This is a genomic window from Thermoactinomyces intermedius (genome assembly GCF_013912365.1).
GTDB lineage: Bacteria > Bacillota > Bacilli > Thermoactinomycetales > Thermoactinomycetaceae > Thermoactinomyces > Thermoactinomyces intermedius.
In genome coordinates this window covers 1-18350 of sequence record NZ_JACETT010000033.1, presented here as the reverse complement: position 1 = coordinate 18350, position 18350 = coordinate 1, and the positions used below count along the sequence as shown (strand labels likewise).

Annotated in this window: 20 protein-coding genes and 1 pseudogene; 9 read left to right on the top strand and 12 right to left on the bottom strand. The window is 47.3% G+C overall.

Features of this window, described 5'->3' with window-relative positions:
- Positions 1 to 6 precede the first annotated feature (6 nt).
- On the top strand, positions 7 to 1050 hold the full coding sequence (locus H1R82_RS07695; RefSeq protein ID WP_181731051.1) for an oxidoreductase: 1044 nt from the start codon (positions 7 to 9) through the stop codon (positions 1048 to 1050).
- A 67-nt stretch (positions 1051 to 1117) separates the two neighbouring features.
- Here the strand turns inward: H1R82_RS07695 and H1R82_RS07690 are convergent, their stop codons facing one another.
- The 5 genes from H1R82_RS07690 to asd all read right to left on the bottom strand — a co-directional run bounded on the left by H1R82_RS07690 (position 1118) and on the right by asd (position 5858).
- Complete coding sequence (locus H1R82_RS07690) at positions 1118 to 2485, bottom strand: aldehyde dehydrogenase (RefSeq protein ID WP_181731052.1); 1368 nt, start codon at positions 2483 to 2485, stop codon at positions 1118 to 1120.
- 25 nt (positions 2486 to 2510) lie between these two features.
- Positions 2511 to 2975 (bottom strand): gamma-glutamylcyclotransferase family protein, encoded by a 465-nt coding sequence (locus H1R82_RS07685; protein WP_181731053.1) that lies wholly within the window; start codon positions 2973 to 2975, stop codon positions 2511 to 2513.
- 92 nt (positions 2976 to 3067) lie between these two features.
- The gene (locus tag H1R82_RS07680) at positions 3068 to 4303 is read right to left on the bottom strand and encodes an MFS transporter (RefSeq protein ID WP_181731054.1); all 1236 of its coding nucleotides are present in this window, start codon (positions 4301 to 4303) and stop codon (positions 3068 to 3070) included.
- A gap of 87 nt (positions 4304 to 4390) precedes the next feature.
- Entirely contained in the window at positions 4391 to 4999 is a 609-nt protein-coding gene (locus tag H1R82_RS07675) for a rhomboid family intramembrane serine protease (RefSeq protein ID WP_181731055.1), read from the bottom strand.
- Entirely contained in the window at positions 4989 to 5858 is an 870-nt protein-coding gene (gene asd, locus H1R82_RS07670) for an archaetidylserine decarboxylase (RefSeq protein ID WP_181731056.1), read from the bottom strand. Before asd ends, H1R82_RS07675 begins: the two co-directional genes overlap by 11 nt.
- Positions 5859 to 5962: 104 nt before the next feature.
- Here asd and H1R82_RS07665 point away from each other — a divergent pair, with 104 nt between their 5' ends.
- Positions 5963 to 6244, top strand: a complete 282-nt coding sequence (locus tag H1R82_RS07665) for a gamma-type small acid-soluble spore protein (protein WP_181731057.1) — start codon at positions 5963 to 5965, stop codon at positions 6242 to 6244.
- A gap of 93 nt (positions 6245 to 6337) precedes the next feature.
- Here H1R82_RS07665 and H1R82_RS07660 read toward each other — a convergent pair whose 3' ends face one another.
- Both H1R82_RS07660 and H1R82_RS07655 read right to left on the bottom strand, forming a co-directional pair.
- Positions 6338 to 8311 (bottom strand): peptidoglycan D,D-transpeptidase FtsI family protein, encoded by a 1974-nt coding sequence (locus H1R82_RS07660; RefSeq protein ID WP_181731058.1) that lies wholly within the window; start codon positions 8309 to 8311, stop codon positions 6338 to 6340.
- 120 nt (positions 8312 to 8431) lie between these two features.
- Positions 8432 to 9565: a S8 family peptidase gene (locus tag H1R82_RS07655; RefSeq protein ID WP_181731059.1), complete on the bottom strand. Its 1134-nt coding sequence runs from the start codon at positions 9563 to 9565 to the stop codon at positions 8432 to 8434.
- 86 nt (positions 9566 to 9651) lie between these two features.
- Between H1R82_RS07655 and H1R82_RS07650 the strand changes: the two genes are divergently transcribed.
- Positions 9652 to 9981, top strand: coding sequence for a hypothetical protein (locus H1R82_RS07650; protein ID WP_181731060.1), 330 nt, complete (start codon positions 9652 to 9654; stop codon positions 9979 to 9981).
- A gap of 121 nt (positions 9982 to 10102) precedes the next feature.
- Here H1R82_RS07650 and H1R82_RS07645 read toward each other — a convergent pair whose 3' ends face one another.
- From H1R82_RS07645 to H1R82_RS07635, 3 genes are all read right to left on the bottom strand, one after another.
- Positions 10103 to 10636: a hypothetical protein gene (locus tag H1R82_RS07645; protein WP_181731061.1), complete on the bottom strand. Its 534-nt coding sequence runs from the start codon at positions 10634 to 10636 to the stop codon at positions 10103 to 10105.
- Between the two features lie 59 nt (positions 10637 to 10695).
- Positions 10696 to 12255, bottom strand: coding sequence for an acetate--CoA ligase (locus tag H1R82_RS07640; protein ID WP_232333815.1), 1560 nt, complete (start codon positions 12253 to 12255; stop codon positions 10696 to 10698).
- A gap of 191 nt (positions 12256 to 12446) precedes the next feature.
- Entirely contained in the window at positions 12447 to 12659 is a 213-nt protein-coding gene (locus H1R82_RS07635; RefSeq protein ID WP_037995524.1) for an alpha/beta-type small acid-soluble spore protein, read from the bottom strand.
- Between the two features lie 222 nt (positions 12660 to 12881).
- Here H1R82_RS07635 and H1R82_RS14650 point away from each other — a divergent pair, with 222 nt between their 5' ends.
- The 6 genes from H1R82_RS14650 to H1R82_RS07605 all read left to right on the top strand — a co-directional run bounded on the left by H1R82_RS14650 (position 12882) and on the right by H1R82_RS07605 (position 16642).
- A complete protein-coding gene (locus H1R82_RS14650) occupies positions 12882 to 13139 on the top strand; it encodes a spore coat associated protein CotJA (protein ID WP_052186691.1) in 258 nt (85 codons plus the stop codon).
- Positions 13139 to 13405: a spore coat protein CotJB gene (locus H1R82_RS07625; protein ID WP_181731063.1), complete on the top strand. Its 267-nt coding sequence runs from the start codon at positions 13139 to 13141 to the stop codon at positions 13403 to 13405. The genes H1R82_RS14650 and H1R82_RS07625 overlap by 1 nt, the downstream gene beginning before the upstream one ends.
- Before the next feature lie 15 nt (positions 13406 to 13420).
- A complete protein-coding gene (locus H1R82_RS07620; protein ID WP_037995530.1) occupies positions 13421 to 13990 on the top strand; it encodes a manganese catalase family protein in 570 nt (189 codons plus the stop codon).
- Between the two features lie 277 nt (positions 13991 to 14267).
- The gene (locus H1R82_RS07615) at positions 14268 to 14882 is read left to right on the top strand and encodes a YIP1 family protein (RefSeq protein WP_181731064.1); all 615 of its coding nucleotides are present in this window, start codon (positions 14268 to 14270) and stop codon (positions 14880 to 14882) included.
- A 14-nt stretch (positions 14883 to 14896) separates the two neighbouring features.
- Positions 14897 to 16033, top strand: a complete 1137-nt coding sequence (locus H1R82_RS07610; RefSeq protein WP_181731065.1) for a pre-toxin TG domain-containing protein — start codon at positions 14897 to 14899, stop codon at positions 16031 to 16033.
- Between the two features lie 15 nt (positions 16034 to 16048).
- A complete protein-coding gene (locus H1R82_RS07605; protein WP_121874170.1) occupies positions 16049 to 16642 on the top strand; it encodes a pentapeptide repeat-containing protein in 594 nt (197 codons plus the stop codon).
- A gap of 188 nt (positions 16643 to 16830) precedes the next feature.
- On the opposite strand, the gene H1R82_RS07600 is transcribed toward H1R82_RS07605, so the two are convergent.
- Both H1R82_RS07600 and H1R82_RS07595 read right to left on the bottom strand, forming a co-directional pair.
- Positions 16831 to 17331 (bottom strand): GNAT family N-acetyltransferase, encoded by a 501-nt coding sequence (locus H1R82_RS07600; protein ID WP_121874169.1) that lies wholly within the window; start codon positions 17329 to 17331, stop codon positions 16831 to 16833.
- Positions 17332 to 17363: 32 nt separating this feature from the next.
- A pseudogene (locus H1R82_RS07595) lies at positions 17364 to 18292 on the bottom strand (class I SAM-dependent methyltransferase).
- Positions 18293 to 18350 lie beyond the last annotated feature (58 nt).

Below are 18350 nucleotides of genomic sequence, written 5' to 3'. Positions count from 1 at the left end.
TTCCATATGAAACCCATTCAGACGGGACTGATCGGATTTGGTTTTTCCGGGTCCACTTTTCATGCACCGGTCATTCAGGCTGTTCCGGCCCTGAAATTGACCAAAGTCCTTTCTTCCAAACCCGAAGTGGTCAAACAATCACTCCCGGAAGCAGAAATCACCAAAACATTGGAGGAGATGCTCAACGACCCCGAATTGGAACTGGTCATCATTACATCCCCCAATGAAACCCATTATCCGTATGCGAAAGAAGCGCTGTCGGCCGGCAAACATGTGGTGGTGGAAAAACCGTTTGTCATTCGCACCGAAGAAGCCGATGAACTGATTCAACTCGCCCGCAAACATAACCGCATCTTGAGTGTCTATCAAAATCGCCGTTTTGACAGCGACTTTTTGACCGTCCAAACATGCCTGAATCAAGAATTGATCGGAACGATTCACACGTATCATGCCCATTTTCACCGGTTCCGCCCGCAAGTCAAAGACCGGTGGCGCGAACGGGATCTTCCCGGTTCCGGATTGCTCTATGACTTGGGTTCCCATTTGGTCGATCAGGCTTTGGTCTTATTCGGATTACCGCAATTCGTGTCTGCGGAGTTGTTCAAACAACGCCCGCAGGCGCAAACCACGGACGCCTTTCATCTGGTTCTCGGCTATGAATCCGGTTTGAGGGTCCGGCTGGAAGCCGGCTGTCTGGTGAAATCGCCGGGTCCCCGTTACGAAATACACGGAAGTCAGGGAACCTTGATCAAATACGGGATGGATCCGCAAGAAGAGCAACTGAAAAACGGCCTGACCCCCCATGCACCCGAATGGGGCAAAGAAAGTCCGGAACACTATTTAAAAGCGGTTTACGAAAAGGACGGATTGGAAATTTCGGCGACCATTCCTTCTCTTGCCGGCTGCTATGAAATGTATTACCAAAAGCTGGCGGAAGCCATTCGCACCGGCTCCCGTCCGCCCGTGACCGCAGAAGAAGCCCGCGAAGTCATCCGCATCATCGAAGCAGCCATCCAAAGCGACCGGGAAGGCCGGCGGATTGATTTGTAAACAAAACATCCGTGGCAGACAAAAAAACCGCAGAAGCAGGGAACCCGCTTCCCCGCTTCCGCGGTTTTTATCTTGTCAATCTCCGGATCCACTTCAAACCGCTTTTCACATAAGGATACCTTAAAGCCATGTCAAACCGCGTGGTTTGTTTGATCATTCCCTTCTGGTGGGAGAAACAATCAAAACTGTATTTCCCGTGATACCTTCCGATCCCGCTCGGGCCCACTCCCCCGAAGGGCAAATGCGGGGTTCCGACATGCATCAGCGTGTCATTGACGCATCCCCCGCCGAAAGGCAAGGAAGCAATCACTTTTTCCTGCACGTTTTTGTTTTCTGCAAACACATAGAGTGCAAGCGGTTTCGGTTTCTGCCGGATGGTTTGGATCACTTCATCCAGCTTGCAATAGGTCAACACCGGCAAGACCGGGCCGAAAATTTCTTCCTGCATGACGGGATCTTCCCAAGAAACGGGATCCAAGATGGTCGGTTCAATCTTAAGCGACTTTGGATCGCTTTTGCCGCCAACAACAATACGGTCCGGTGCCAAAAAGGACTGCAACCGTTGAAAATGCTTTGCAGACACAATCCGTGTATAATCCGGATTTTCCAGCGGATTCTCCCCGTAAAAACGCTTGATTTCCTCTTTCATTTGATTCAACAGGGCCTCTTTGAGCTCTTCCGGAACATACACATAGTCCGGCGCCACGCAAGTTTGCCCGGCATTGGTAAACTTGCCCCAGACAATCCGGCGGGCAGTCAACTCCACATTACAGTCGGGACTGACAATCACCGGGCTTTTGCCGCCCAGCTCCAAGGTCACCGGAGTCAATGATTTGGCTGCACTCTCCATGACGGACCGGCCGACGGGCACACTCCCTGTGAAGAAAATATGGTCAAAAGGCTCCCGGATCAATGCCCGGGCTGTTTCCGCCTCCCCTTCAACCACAGCCACATATTCCGGATCAAAAATTCCTTCAATCATTTGCTTTAATACTTTGGATGTATGCGGGGTATATTCCGACGGTTTGATCACGGCACAATTCCCGGCCGCAATGGCGCCGGTCAACGGGCACAAAATCAATTGGACCGGATAATTCCACGGGCCAATAATCAAATTGACGCCGTAGGGTTCCGGATAAACATAGCTCCGGGCGCCGAATAAAACCAGCGGGGTTTTGACCCTGCGCGGTTTTGCCCACTTTCGCAAATTCTTTTTCATCCATTTGATTTCTTCTTTGATCACCATGATTTCCATCACATAGGCTTCATACTCCGACTTGTTTAAATCCCTTTTTAAAGCTGTCAGGATGTCCGGCTCATACCTTTTCACCGCATCCAACAATTTTTGTAAGTTACTCAACCGAAACGAAAGCTCCCTGGTTTTCCCGCTGTAAAAAAAGGCTTTTTGCCTCCGGACCAATCCGGACAAATCCATCCGTTTCCCCCTCCTTTTTTTAAGGTTACACGGAAATGCCAAACCGTTCCTTGCATGCCTTTCGCAATTGCTCCTGATATTCCCGGCTCAACCTTCCGGCTCCCCGCATGATTTCTTTCAAGTATGACGGATGCGGGCAAACCTCTTTGCTTTCTTTCTTCACCACCGTGTAAGTCATCGCCATCTTCTTTTTCCCCTGATGGCAGACATTCACTTGGATCCGCTTATATCGCCCGTGGCTCACCCCTTCCCGTTCATCCAGATCCTTAAGCACCTCCGGGTTCAACTGATACAGGATCCCTTCCACTTTTTCACCCGGCGACCAAAGAAGATCCGCAACCCCTCCCATCCGGTTCGGGCTGTACAAGGTAAAAGCCAACCGGAAATCCGGCAACACGGCTCTGCCCATGAGTTTATACCCGTTTTCGCCCACCGTCCGTTTGAAACTCAACTCATCCATGCACGAACCGTAAGCAAAGTAAAGGATCAATCCGGTCCCCCCTCCCTTGCTTTCTTTTATTGTATCAAACCAAAAATAATTAATATTTTGAAATATTAAATTCATTGAGGATGCCCTGCCTTTCACATCCTCCAAGCATGGTTTTCCACACGTTTTTGTACCGGAATCTTTCGCATCGCCCACCAAGCAAAAATCTGGACAAAGCTGATGACCAAAACAAACCACCGGATCGACGAAAGGGACGTTGAAGATTGAACCCATCCCGCAAACAACAACACACCGGCCATGCGTCCCAGATTTAATGCCATTTCCCTGGAAACGACATATTCCACCTTGTACTTTGCCGTTTCTCCGGATTGGCCGATCACATCAAAGACAACGGCAGTCATCGGGGACAGGTATAAAGGATAAAACAGGGAAACGCCCACCCCGAGAATCCAGATCGTCCATTCATTGGGTTGAAAAACAAACGGCACCGCAGCCAATCCCATCATCCAGGCGCCGACCAGCATGTAACGGTTTCGCAAATCCGGCCGCAGATAACGACTGACAATAAAGAAGGAAAGACAGGACATCGCGGAGGAAACCGTGTAAAAACTTCCCAAGGCCAATTCACTTTTCACAATGACAAAAAAGAGCAAACCCAGCAAAAAAGCAAAAACCCCTTCGCGAAAACCCTGGCCGGTCATGGCCAAATTCACCCAAAACCAATCCGTTTCCCGATCCCGTGCCAATGCCAAAACCGACCGCAACGCATAGTTTCCCCGGGCTTTCCGGGAACGGAAAAAAAAGCTGACCAAAACGGCGCATAAAAAGATGATCAACGAAATGCCAAAAATCAGCCGGTATCCCTTCAGTTCCCCCATTTTGCTGATCAAAAGCCCGGATACAAACGGGGCCACAATTCCTCCCGCGGATGTGCAGAATCCGTGAAGGCCGTTAAAAATATCCCGGTTCTCTTTTTCCGTGATCTCAAAATACATCACATGGTAAGCCAGCCAATAAAAACCGGAACCCAGCCCCATGATGACACCGAGTGCGGAAAACCAGTCAACCGACCGGGCGCCCAACCACCATACACCGAGATAAAAAAGGGCCAACACCGCAACCCCCAACCGGATCGCCATCACCCGGTCCCGTTTTTTGATCAGCCATCCTCCAAGCGCAAACGTGACCGCGGTCATAAAGTACTGAATGAGATTAAACATGCTGATGAGAACCCAATCTTCTTCCATTTTAAAAAGGTATACATTCACAAACGTGCTGGACAGAGAAGTGGCCATAAAAAAAAGGCTGCTGGTCAACAAAAGAAGCCAGGCTTCCCGGTCCATCCGGTCCATGTTTGCAAAGAGTCGCATCATCCATCACCAGTATTAGCTTATCCAGGCCCGGATTTTTTACCACAAAACAAAAAAGGACAGACTTTTTCGCCTGTCCCGAAATCATTAAAACCCACTCTTGTTTCGTGCCGTGAATTGTTTGATTTGGATCATCACCATGGCCATGACAAATCCCGCAAGCAAAGCCAAAATATGCGCAAACAAAAATGCATGGCCCAAAGCCAGGCTCAAAACAATCAACAAGATCATGGCCCTTCCGAATAAGGGATGAATGATGCCGCGCAAAAGCAGATATAAGTAAACCCCCATCAAACCAAAAACCGCTTCCGTCGCGCCTGTATAAATTCCCTGGAAATCCATCCAACAAATGCCCCAGTTTCCGATCATGCCGGTCACCAAAAAGAGAAGCAAAAAAACACTTTTTCCAAACAGCCATTCCAACTGCGGGGCCAACAAATAAATAGAAAAAGCCACCAACAGCCATTGGAAAAGGTTCACATGCAAAAACAAAGAAAAAAGCAACCGCCAAAATTCCCCTTCTTCCACACGCCATTGCACAACGGCTCCAAACTGAATCCATTGCATCGGGTGATGCTGATGACCCGATATCAAAAAAAAGAAAAACACGATGGCTTGAATGATTAAAACGCTTGTCACCACCGGAAACATACGCGGAAACTGATGCAAGGGGATGATGACGCGTCTATGGTTCAATGGCCTCCCCTCCGTTTTTTAAAATCCGTGCCACGGCTTGTCCCATTTGGACTTTTGCTCCCGGGACACAATAATTCATCCAGTCGATTTGATTGGGCTCAAATAACAGGATGATGGTGGATCCGAATTCAAACCAACCCAATTCCTCACCTTTTTTAAAGGAAAAGGCCGGATCGTACGTCTGGAACAATTCCTTTTTCGCCTTCTGATTGGTGGCAATGTTCCGGTCATAGGAAACCTTGATGCTTCCCACGTTGGTTGCCCCGACTTTGACCATCGCCACTTTTCCGCAATCCATGGAATCAATGTAAGAAATCAGACGCTCATTCACAACAAAAATGCCTTTCATACAGTTTACCACCATCGGATTCACCGGATACAATTCGCCGGGCAAATGCGTACAAGCATGAATTTTTCCGTCCAACGGCATATGAAAGCGATGATAATCGCTCGGACTCAGATAAATGGTCATAAAACGACCGCCCAGAAAAGACTCGACGTATTTTTTCTGATGCCCCAGCAACTCCTCCAAAGAATAGGTAATTCCTTTGGCCTGAAACAACTTTCCTTCTTTAATCTCACCCACCTGCGAAATCGTGCCATCCACCGGACTGATGATCAAATGATCTTCCCGGGCAACCGGCCGCATGTCCGGCCGCAATTCCCGGATAAAAAAAGCAAGCAGATTTTCAAATTCATGCACCGGTTTTTTTACAGGGGTGAGATCGACTCGAAAATACCGGATGTAGATGGGAATCAACCGGCGGCTCCACGACTGCCGGGCAAGCTTTCCCATCCACCGGGATATGGTTCTTTTCGGAAGATATTTCAAAACCCATTGTAAATATCTCTGTTTCATTTGCGCCTCCTATGGGTCATTCGATTTCAAAAGAAAAACAGGAAAAAAACGGTAAACATAATTGCTCCATAAGGGGACACCATAGTTAACGGGAGGTGAACGAAATGATGAACAACAAAAACTTTGGACCGCAAGAATCCAAAACCAATGCACAACAAGTTCGTCAGCAAAATCAGCAATCCGCTCAACGTCAAACCGGTAAATACGGTACCGAGTTTGCTTCTCAAGCTGGTGCAGCTCAACAACAGCAACAACAAGCTCGCCAAGGGCAACAAGCTGGTAAATTCGGAACGGAGTTTGCTTCCGAAACCAATGCACAACAAGTTCGTCAACAAAACCAGCAATCTCAAGCTAAAAAAGGCCAACAACAACAACAACAACAATAATTGGCCTCATCAGAAGATGAAATCCCATCTACCGGCGATGTAGATGGGATTTTCTTTTTTCAAAAACGGAATTGCACTCCGCCGGCTTCATGATCACTTTGCCATAAACTGCTCATAATAGGAAGTGATCAACCGTTCCGCAATCGGACCGGCAGCCACCGCACCATACCCGCCTTCCGGGACAACGACAGCCACCGCAATTTCCGGATCGTCAGCCGGGGCAAAGGCAATAAACACGGAATTTTCCACACGGCCTCTGCCGGGAATGTCTTGTTCGGACGTACCCGTTTTTGCCGCAACGTCAAAGGGCAAATGGCCAAACAAACCGCTGGCGGTTCCGCCGGACTTGGTCACTTTCACCATGCCGTTGACCACGGTTTGCCAATGTTCCGGCTTGATGTCCGTTTGGTTTAACACTTCCGGTTTGATTTCTTTGGTTTCACGCGTATGGGGATTGACCACTTTTTCCACCAGTTGCGGCTTCATTCGTTTCCCCTTGTTCGCCAGCGTCGCCGCATATTGGGCCAACTGCATCGTGGTGTACCGTTGGGCTTGGCCAAAGGAAGAAAGAGCCATTGCGCCCAAACCCGAGAATTTCTCGGCGGTGACGAGATAATCTTCCGAACCGTCCTGTTCTCCTTTTAAAGGAACCCCCGTTTTCACACCCAAGCCAAAACGGTGCGTGAGTTCACGGAATTCCCGGACCGCCTCCGACTTTTCTTTCCAATACCAGCGGGTCCCGAGCCAGGCCATAAACGTGTTGGAAGACTTTTGCAGTGCCTTTTCCGGAGTTAACGTTCCGTAATTGTGCCCGCCGGAATTCCGCACCGGAGGTGTCGCTTTCGCATAATAATATTTTCCCGGATCGGACCAGTGTGTATTCGGCGAAATCAAACCTTTCTCCAAGCCCATCCAAACCATGAGCGGCTTAAAAGTGGATCCGGACGGCAAAACGGACAACGGATGTTTTTGCATCTCTTTTTCCGGGTCCGCCGCACCCCTTGCATCATAAGGAGCTTCGGTGATGGTTCCGTTTCTCATCACATAACTCAGATTTTGATAATCTTTTTGGGATACTTTTTGATTCCAAATCCCCGGATCATAGTCCGGATAACTGACCATCGCCCGGATTTTTCCCGTTTTGACTTCCATGGCGACGGCATAGGCATTTTTGGCATACGGTGCCCGGTCTTTTCCGGAAGTGGTGCGCAAGTGCCTTAAATGTTGTTCGATGAATGTTTCCGCATCCAGCTGCATTTTTTCATCCAGGGTCAAATACAAGTGATTTCCCGATTTCGGATGGACTTCTTTCAACACTTCAACCAGTTTTCCCCTAGAGTTCACCCGGACCAACCGGTAACCGTTTTTTCCCCGGAGCTCATCCTGATAGGTGTATTCCAATCCGTCGATTCCGACTTGCTCCCAGTCCAGGTAACCGCCTTGGTCCTTTTTTTCCGCCGCATCTTTATACCTGGAAAGCGAGGATTTTGCTCCGGCAAACGGACGGACATAGCCGATGGTCTGAACGGCAAATGTATCCGTCCGGTATTTGCGAAGCGGCTGGGAAAAAATATTCACGCCGGGAAAAAGATCAGGGTTTTCAGAGATTTTGACAATTTCCTTCTCACTCAATTGGTCTTTGATGCTCTTCGGGTAATAGGGGGGCTGTTTGCGCATCACGGTGTTTCCTTTTTCGTCCAATCCGACATCCATGGCATCAAGGACTTCACTCACGGTCATCCCCAATGTGTTTGCCAGATTCTTTGCCGTCTGCAATTTTTGTTCTTTGCTGATATCCGGTTCAATATACATCGCGGCAAACAGCGATTGATTCCCGACAAGCTCCGTGCCGTTCCGGTCAAAAATTAGCCCCCTTGAGGCAACAATCGGGATTTTTTTGAAGTTGTTTTCTTCGGCCAACAGTTGATATTTTTCTCCCGAGCCCAGCTGGATCCAACCCAATCGCAATATCACAGCGACAAAGAGCAGAACAACAATGAACCACAGGATATGCAAACGCTGGGTAACCAGCCCTGCGCCCCCTGTTTTTTGCTTTGACTTCTTCATCGCCTTGATCAATCCTTTTTCAATATGGTGCTGTCGCTTTTGACCACGATAATAAGTTTAACATAAAATCACCGGAACCGAGCTTTCATTTCCAACCTTTCTTTGAATGGAACCCCCGGGCTAATAACGGTAGATCTTGTGATAAAACCGGAGAACCTCATAGGCATTCAACACGCCGATCTCCTTCAGATGATCGTGCTTTTCCGCCGATTGCGTGAGAATGTAACGGACTTGCTCCGGATTGAGATACGGATTGAGATGCAACAAAAGCGAAATGGTTCCGGTCACATGGGGAACCGCCATGGAAGTTCCGCTCATCTCCCGCTTGGAATGATTCAACCAGGCCGACAGGATCCGGTCTCCCGGGGCGGCAATGTCCACTCCTTTGCTGTAATTGCTGAACACTGACAATTCCCCGTTTTTCGAAATCGATGTCACCGCGATGGTTTCCGGATAGCGGGCCGGAAAATCAATCCGGGAAGACATCCCTTGATTCCCTGCCGCCGCAACCATCAAAATCCCTTTCCGGTGAGCAATCTGGATGGCATGGCGAAGGGATTCGCTGACTTTGTCCATGCCAAAGCTCATGTTGATGACATGCATTTTATTTTCGATACACCAGTTGATCGCGCTCAATAAGTCGGAAAGGTTGGCGCTTCCTTTGCGGTTAAACGCCTTCACCCCGTAAATATGCGTCTCCGGGGCAACCCCCACAATCCCGGCCTCTGCCGTCCGCCCGGCAATAATCCCTGCGACATGCGTGCCATGGCCGTTATAATCCTTCGGGGTATGGTAAGGAGAGAGAATATTGATCCCGCCCCGGTAATTGTCACGGATCGCCGGATGGTCATCTGCAATCCCCGTGTCGATCACGGCTACCCGGACCCCTCTCCCTTTACTCCATTTCCAAGCCTTGTGCGCCTTGATTCTTTCAATTCCCCAAGGCAGGTTTTCCTGCTTGACAGGAGTGTTCAATGTTCCGATATAAGGTTCGGTGATCGTTATCCGGATATCGCTTTCCCAGTACTCGATTCCTTCCAGTTTATGCGAGCGGGAAGGGCGTGTGTATTCCCCGATGATCATCCCCAAATGGGACAAGTAACGAATCGGCCGGACCCCTGAATATCTCATTTCCTTCAAACAACGGTCCAAAGAATGGCCGCTGCGCAAGTAAAAAATTTTCCGGATGCCTTGCGGCGGCCGTGCATTCCACTTCTCTGCCGAAGAAGGGAGCAGACCATTGGTGTATTCCATGATTTTCACTCCCCGGTTTCACTGATTCACAATCTTGTGAATATATTTCCATCGAATCCTTCTCCTGAAAGGCGGTGCGTACGACGATGGAAAAAAAGCCGGAAGATTCTCTTGACTATTGGAAAGAAATCCAAAACTGGTCCGGCTTGTTGTCCAAACGGATCAAACAATTCGATGACATCGTGAAAGCTATGCAATCGGTCAACTTGGCGGTGACGGATAAAGAAGTTTTAAAAGAACTCATCTCTGCCCTCGCAAAGTTGAACCAAGTCCAAACCAAACCCCAAAAAGAAAAAGTCGTTTCCAAACAATCCGCTGAAAGCAGCGGCTCTGATGAATTTCTGGTTCAGCTCATGAACACCCCGGCCATCAACAACGTGTTTAAAGAGGTCTTCAAAAACAAGCGAAAATGGTGAACGATGGCTTTTTCCGGTTGATTTAGTTGTATGAAACAACCGTTTTAAAGTCACACGTTATATACCTAAAAAACGAAAAAAGGGCAGAAGTCTAAAGACTTCTGCCCTTTATCCCGTGATTTCATTCACAACCGCATGGTTTGCGATTGATGTCATAAACCGAACATCCAAACATTTCAAAATCGATGTCCCGTCCCAACTCCCATACCTGTTGCCAAAACTCCGCCACACAAGCCAGCGGTTCGGAGACGCCTTCCTCATCCGCAAAGAAATACGTGGTTTCATCCCCCGTCTCTTCATCCATGAACGTGATATATAAAACCCGGTAATGAACGGGACCCGCTTGTTCATCCACAATATCAAAGCTGGCTTCGTGGCTCAAATACAACTCTTCCAGCTTCCGGTTCTCTTCCTCGTGCTTCGGTTCATCCAACCACCGGAAATAAAACGTGCACCGGTTCCCTTCCTCATCATAATCAAAACGTTCCAAGCGGCCGTAAACCCTGACTTCTTTTGCTTCAAGATCGATTTTCCCGAAAAGCGTTTTTTCCTGCTGATCGAGCATTTTATCCAAAAGCCGCTTCCAATCGGAAATTACCATTTCCCTGACGGATTCCTGGAAGTTGATATTGCAACCATGCGCAAATACCTTCATTTCATGGACTCCTTTTCCATTCAAGTCCCATTCATTATACCGAAAGCGCTTCGATCCTTTCAAGACGATGCCTGTTTTCTTTGCTTTTCCAAATTCCGAAGTTCGACCCGGCGGATTTTTCCGCTGGCTGTTTTGGGCAGGTGGCCGACAAATTCAATTTCCCGCGGATATTTGTAAGGAGCCGTTATCTTTTTGACATGATCCTGCAACTTTTGGATCAGCTCTTCGGACAGGGAAAATCCTTCTTTCAAAACCACAAACGCTTTGACGATTGATCCCCTCACCTCATGCGGGCTGGCCACCACCGCACATTCCTTCACGGCCGGGTGCTTGACCAGAGCATCCTCCACCTCAAAGGGGCCAATGGTGTATCCGGAACTGATAATGATATCATCCGCCCGGCCTTCAAACCAGAAATATCCGTCTTCATCTTTTCTCGCCCGGTCCCCGGTAAGATACCAATCACCAATAAATGCTTGCAGGGTTCTTTCCGGATCCTGATAATACCCTTTAAACAAAGCCGGTGAGGAACGATGAACCGCAATATGCCCCACTTCCCCTGCCGGGACTTCTTTTCCTTCGTCGTTGATGATGGCCACCTTGTTGCCGGGAGTCGGTTTGCCCATGGAACCTTGTTTGGTTTCCATATCTTTTAAAGTGGCCACCAACAGTGTGTTTTCGGTCTGGCCGTAACCGTCCCGCACCCGGATCCCGAAATGGTTTTGGAAAACCTGAATCACTTCCCGGTTTAAGGGTTCCCCGGCGCTGACCGCGCTTCTCAAGTGCAACCGGTAATCCTTTAAGTTATCCAGTTTCGCCATCATGCGATACTCGGTGGGGGTACAGCAAAGCACATTGATTTTTTCATCCTGCAGAAGCTTTAGATATGTTTTGGCATCAAACGTCCCGTGATATACAAACGCCGTCGCACCGGCCCCCAAAGTGGATACAAACGGGCTCCAGATCCATTTGGCCCATCCCGGGCTGGCAGTGGCCCAGACCACATCATCCGGCTGAATATCCAGCCAAGCTTCGGTCGCCGTCTTTTGATGGGCAATCGCCCAACTGTGATGGTGGATCACGCCTTTGGGATTGCCGGTGGTTCCCGATGTGTAAGACAAAAAGGCCATATCCTCTTCGGTGGTTTCCGGGAGCTCCGTTAAAGCGCTTCCATTCAAGGATAAAAGCGGTTTCCAGCCATCCCGTTCCTCTCCGTGAATCAGCCGGCTGTGCAACAGATGAGATTGTTTTTCCGCCTCTTCCACCCGTTCCACAAGCGAAGCATGGGCAATCACCGCTTTCGCCCCGGAATGGCGTAGCCGATAGGCAATGTCGCTGGCCCTTAACATTTCCGATCCCGGGATCACCACCAATCCGGCTTTTAAGCACGCTATGTATGAAAGATAAGCCTCAGGGATTCGCGGCAATAAAATCATGACCCGGTCTCCCTTGCCCAGTCCGAGTTCCACCATCCCTTTGGCCAAACGATCCGATTTTTCCTTTAATTCAGAATAAGAAAGCGAACATCTTTTTCCCTCTGCGTTGACCCAGCGGATCGCTTCCTTGCCGCTTGGGGCGTGGCGGTCAATATCTTGTGTCAAATTGTAAAGTTTCGCCATCCAAATCCCTCCCAATCTCATGATTGCAACTATTGTTTATAAAATAAACTCTTTTCGGTAAAGAGTAAAGAATTTGAATAAAAATAAATTATGAACAATGAAAAATCCCTGACGGATGCATTGTCTTTCCATTGAAAGTGGCGGCTTCTACAGCCGCCACCCAATCACCATGCTATTTCATTGTCCTTGAATCAGAAGTTGCTTCCTCCAAGCTGTTGTTGAGCCATGGAAACCAGACGTTTCGTGATTTCTCCCCCGACAGAACCGTTTGCACGGGAAGTGGTGTCAGCTCCCAGCTGAACGCCAAACTCTTGAGCAATCTCATATTTCATTTGATCGATTGCTTGAGCAGCACCAGCCACTAACAATTGATTAGAACTGCGAGTGCGATCTTGTTGTGCCATGTGTTTTCACCTCCTTGGCTTTGTTGTCTATAGCTTGTGTCGGATCAAACCAGCCAATGCATAGGAAAATTTGGTATTCAAACCGTTTTTCGGCATCCTCGGTTTTCCGTATCATCACAGTTTTTTTGTAACCGGAAAATATGTTTTTCATTCTAAAATGCTTTTTTTATACATATCGTTATTATGCCTCCCATCTTATTTTTCACAGGAAGGGTGATTGGAGTGAAAGACTGCCGCGACCGCAATACGCCTGACCCGTTCCGTTATCAACAGCGGATTTGGTATCCGTACATCAGCCCTTTGGATCCCTGCCCTCCGCAAAGAGTCAAAACTTACGTCGTTGCACCCAACCAATTCCTTGGTTTTCAACCGCCCGGCCTCCCCCAATATCCGCCGCACAAAGCCCTGCGCCGCGGAACCCTGTGGCCTATTTTATACAGCCCTTATCCTCCGAAAAAAACGCCAAGGGAGGAAAGATAATGGATACGTATCCGGATCACGCCAAACGCTTCCAAATGCTCAAGCAGTTACAGGAAGTGGATTTTGTGTTGACGGAATTGAACCTTTATTTGGATACCCATCCGGATGATCTGTCCGCCATTGACCAATACAACTGGTACGCCAAAGAACGCGACAAACTCCGCCGCCGATATGAAAAACAGTTCGGTCCCCTGATGCATTTCGGACACAGTTTTAACCGGTATCCCGACGGATGGAATGAAGGTCCCTGGCCTTGGGAAATATAAAGGGGGAAAGATTCGGTGTGGATTTATGAAAAGAAATTGCAATACCCGGTCCGGGTCAGCCAATGCAACCCGAGACTGGCCAAATTTCTGATTGAACAATACGGGGGCGCTGACGGGGAACTGGCCGCGGCCCTGCGCTACTTAAACCAGCGCTACACGTTGCCGGACAAGGTCAAAGCCCTTTTGACGGATATCGGCACGGAAGAATTCGCCCACTTGGAAATGATCGCCACCATGGTGTACAAATTGACCAAAGATGCAACGCCGGAACAGCTGAAAGAAGCGGGACTGGGCGCCCATTTTGCAGATCATGACAAAGCCCTGTTTTACCATAACGCCGCCGGTGTTCCATTTACGGCCACCTATATCCAGGCCAAAGGAGATCCTATTGCCGATCTGTATGAAGACATCGCCGCCGAAGAAAAAGCACGGGCCACATACCAATGGCTGATAGACATGTCCGATGATCCGGACATCAATGATGCTTTGAAATTCTTGCGTGAACGGGAAGTGGTGCATGCACAGCGTTTCCGTGAAGCGGTGGAAATCCTGAAAGAGTATCAGGGGCAGAAGAAGTATTTTTAAACGAGCGACGTCATCCCGTCTCAGATAAAAAAGCCGCCACCATTTCAAGGGGCGGTTTTTGTGTATTGGCGCAAGGGACAGCCTCAGCACCGATGGAAATAATCTACAAATCATTTGAGTTCATTGTTTTTAAAATATTTTATATATTCTATAATAAAAACAACTTCTTGTTTCACATTGTTAAATCCGGCCAATAGGACTGTCGCCTTGCGCCGGTTTGGTGATTGATCCATGAGATCCGTACGGAACATTACATTTTTACGGGAGGTTGTCTCCATTGAAAAACAAATTCAACATTCCATGGTTGTCCATATGGTTAAACCCCGGGGACACGGTCCAGCGGATTTTAAACAACAAGAAAATACCCGTTATGCTGATATTGCTGACCGGCCTTTCCATTAATCTGGACAATTCTTATTTCAACTCCACAGGGGATACCTTGAGCTTGTCCGCCATCTTGCTGATTGCAATCATCTTTAGTCCGGTGACCGGTTACCTGTTTGTCTGGATTTCCACCTATTTGTTTTCCATTACCGGACAATGGTTGGGGGGCACAGGATCAACCAAAGAAATCAAACCCGTCGTCGCATGGTCAGGGATCTTTTTTGCCGCTTCGCTGATCATCCGATTTTTGGAAATCCTGATCCTGGGAAACGAAATTTTTCAAACCGTTCAACCCACTGTGGAAAACAGTACATTTTTATCAATCTTATTTATTTTCCTCCATCTGCTTGATCTGGCCATCTTGATTTGGTGGGCCGTCTTTATGGCCGTTGCATTGGGAGAAATCCACTCTTTTTCCAAACTCAGGGGATTTTTCACCATGCTCATTTCCCTGCTGTTGGTTGTATTGGTTAACCTTTTGATTGCCATAATTCTTATGATTTTTTAAACAGGGTGATCATCATGATCAAAAGATTCTGCATGACCTTGTTCAGGCTTGTTGTTTGTTTCGCTGTTCTTTTCATGTCGGCGGGAACATGCTATGCCGATCCATCGGGAGGTTTTGAGGTTCCCGAAGTGAATGAGGACTTTACCAAAGTCAAACCGAATCAAGGTGCGCAACAGAAAAAAGACGAAAACACCTGGCTGGGCGATTTTCTTATCTGGATCGGTGCCGCCAAGGATAAAAAAGACTTGGAGAAATTAAGCAAGCAGGCAAATGACGAATTTTTGGACGGCTTCTTCAAAAAATCAGTCGAAAGTTTGTTGGGATATGATCTATACACAGGCGATCCATTGCAAGGCGAAAGGAAAAAAGAGGCAGACCGGGCGTTAAGCAGCGTTGTCGACTGTATTCCGGTCATCTCCAACATCAAAAATTTGAAGGACCTCTTTACCGGAAAAGATTCCATCTCCGGGGACAAACTGAGCCCGGTCGATAAAGTGATCTCAGCCATCGGCATTGCTTCCGGCCCCGGCAAAAAAGCAGGGGTGATCCTGAAAGGAATATTTAATGGCGGAAAGAAATTATTAAAGGAATTTGGTGTCTATATTGATGATCTGGCTGAACGATTCGGATTCGGTCCCAAACTGCAGCCTGCCGGCGGACCCCCGGACATTCCCCGGAGACCTGAGGTGAATCGGATTGAAGGCACAAACGGGGGTGGAAAAAATCAGAAAAATCATCCTGTCAAAAGAACCCAAGAGGAATATGACGATTTAGCAAGAGACCCTTCTCATGGCGGACAAATTACAGAACAGGGGATTAAAGAAAGAGAAATAGGTTTAGCGCTTGAAAGTCAAGGAAAGCTGGGAAAAATCATTCGTGATCCACAGGCTGACGGGGGCGCAGAATTTATTGATACCACCACAGGTATAAAATGGGACATAAAAAGTTTTGTTTCCTATCCAAATGGTCACACTTCTCCAAGAAAGGGCGCTTTTACTGTTGAAAAAGCAATGAAAAAGATTAATGCGGAGTTTCGCAGAGGTCATAATGTAATTATTGATAAAAGAGATTTAATTCCTCAACATGTCAAAGAGTTAGAAGATGCAATTAAAAAGAATGGGGTTGAGGACCGAATCATATGGTATCCATAGAAAGAGGTTTTCAAAATGCAAGAAAAAATATTGAATTGTCTGGAAGCCCATAAAATATGGATTAAAACGATTGGCAAAAAAGGCGAAAAATTAAAATTGGACGCAATCGATTTTCGTGAAATGAATTTAATGGAATATCCCTTGGATCAATCTTTTTTAACAGATTGTGTATTTGATGGAATGAACTTAAAAAGTAAAGATTGGTTTGCATCACATCTGTGTTCCTCCACATTTCAATATACCAATTTGGCCCATGCTGATTTTACGAAAGCAAATTTATCTTATGTGAATTTCTCTCATGCTAATGCCAAAAATGCAAGGTTTGTTAAATGTGAGTGCTTTGAAACCATCTTTTACAAAACAGACCTGACCCATGCCAAGTTAGTGAACAGTCTTTTTGTGGAGGCTGACTTTCGTGAGGCTACTTTGAAACATGTGGATGTAAGTGTCTCCGTTTTTGAAGATGTTTTGATTAAAGGGGCAAAATTAACAGACATCAGAGGTATTGATAATGCATATATAAAAAGCATTAATATCGGTACACCTGAAAATCCAATAATGCTTGAAGGCGATAAAGCCAAAGAATGGCTCATGAACCACGTGGTTTAATCAATCATAAGATCACGTGATTACGGCTCTTCCCGGAGGAGAGTTGGATGAATGATAAAAAACCCTCAGCATGATCCGGAAAAATTAAAAAACAATCTTTAATTGCCAATGAAGCACTTGCCTGCAAATACACAGGGCAAGTGCTTCTGATGATGATTTATACAAGACCCGATGGATCCCCGGTAAGCTTATTCCTTATCCCCCGAATAAACCGCATGGTTTTTGCCAAATATAAAAACCTCTTTTTCTTTGGTAAAACCGATTTTTTCCGCCACCCGGATGGAAGGAATATTTTTCGGATCGATGAGACAGATCAATTTATTGAAATGCAATTGATGAAAGCCATATGCTTTGCATGCTTTGGCCGCTTCCGTGGCAAATCCCCTGGACCAATACTTTTTATGGATATGATACCCGATTTCAATTTCCGTGCGGCCGTCCACGGTCTGGCGAACCAGTCCGCAATCACCAATGAGTTCATCTGTTTCTTTCAGGCACACCCCCCACAGTCCGAACCCGTCTTTCCGGTATCGTTCTTGATTTTTTTGGATCCATTGCCCGGTTTGTTCCCGGGTGAAAGGCGCCGGGTAAAACCGCATGGTCTCTTCATCGGAGAAGATGGCATGAAGACGGTCCAGATCCTCCTGTTTCAATTCCCTCAAGTACAATCTTTCTGTTTCCAGAATCATCCTTCATCCTCTCTTTGAAAGAAAGAATCTTATCAAAGTTCTTCCCTTTTTACGGCATGAAGAAAATGGATCGTTTCGCAGGCAGACAAATGATCATTCCGATTGCGAAAATACCGCTCCTGAATATCGACCGGCGATAAATGTTCAACGATCCGCAAGCCCGGTTTCTCCAACATGTTCTCCATTTCCGGCAATGAAAAGCAAGATTTCATCGGCTCTCCGGCAGCCGCGGCCATTTTCACCATGTTCTCCACCCGGTTGCAGAACCCTTTTTCTTCAAAAAGTCGTTCATCGGCAAAATCGAAAACAATGGAACTTCCCGCCGGAACGTTCGCAAACAAATGCCGGAGCAAATCGGCCAACTCCTCTTTGCTTAAATAATAAGAAACGCCCAGCAAACTGAAAAAGGTTTTTTGATCGCCAAAGCCTTTTTCATACAGTTTTTCGTAAGAAAACGGCTTTGTAAAATCACAAGCAATGAAATGAAGATGATCCGGTATTTCCAAACCCGCCTCCTGCAATCTTTGCAATTTAAACGTTTGGGTGAAAGGGTGATCCAATTCGAAGATTTCCAATCTGTTTTTCAGTTCCGGATACCGCTGGGCAAACGTGTCCATGCCTGCACCGAGAATGACATATTGCCTGACCCCTGATTCGATTTCCTTTTGCAATACCGCTTCGCAATAGGCCGACCGTGCCAAAGGCGTTGGCGATAACTGAACTTGGGTGATCCATTTCAATATTTCATCCGGATTGTCCCGATGTTGCTCGGCCATTTCCGGGTTGAAAAACGAAATTCCTTGAACCATATGGGTTTTAATGGCATCATATTCTTCTTGTGTCATCAATTGTTTGGCGAGAAAATCGTCGAAAATCTTTGGTGTATCAAATGGCTGTGATAAGCCCTGCCAAATGCGGAAATCAGCGCGGTTAAACTGGATTCCCCTTTTTTCACGTCCATACACCCCTTTAAAAAAATGGGATCCCCCCACGTCCGGGAATCCCATTATATATAATAT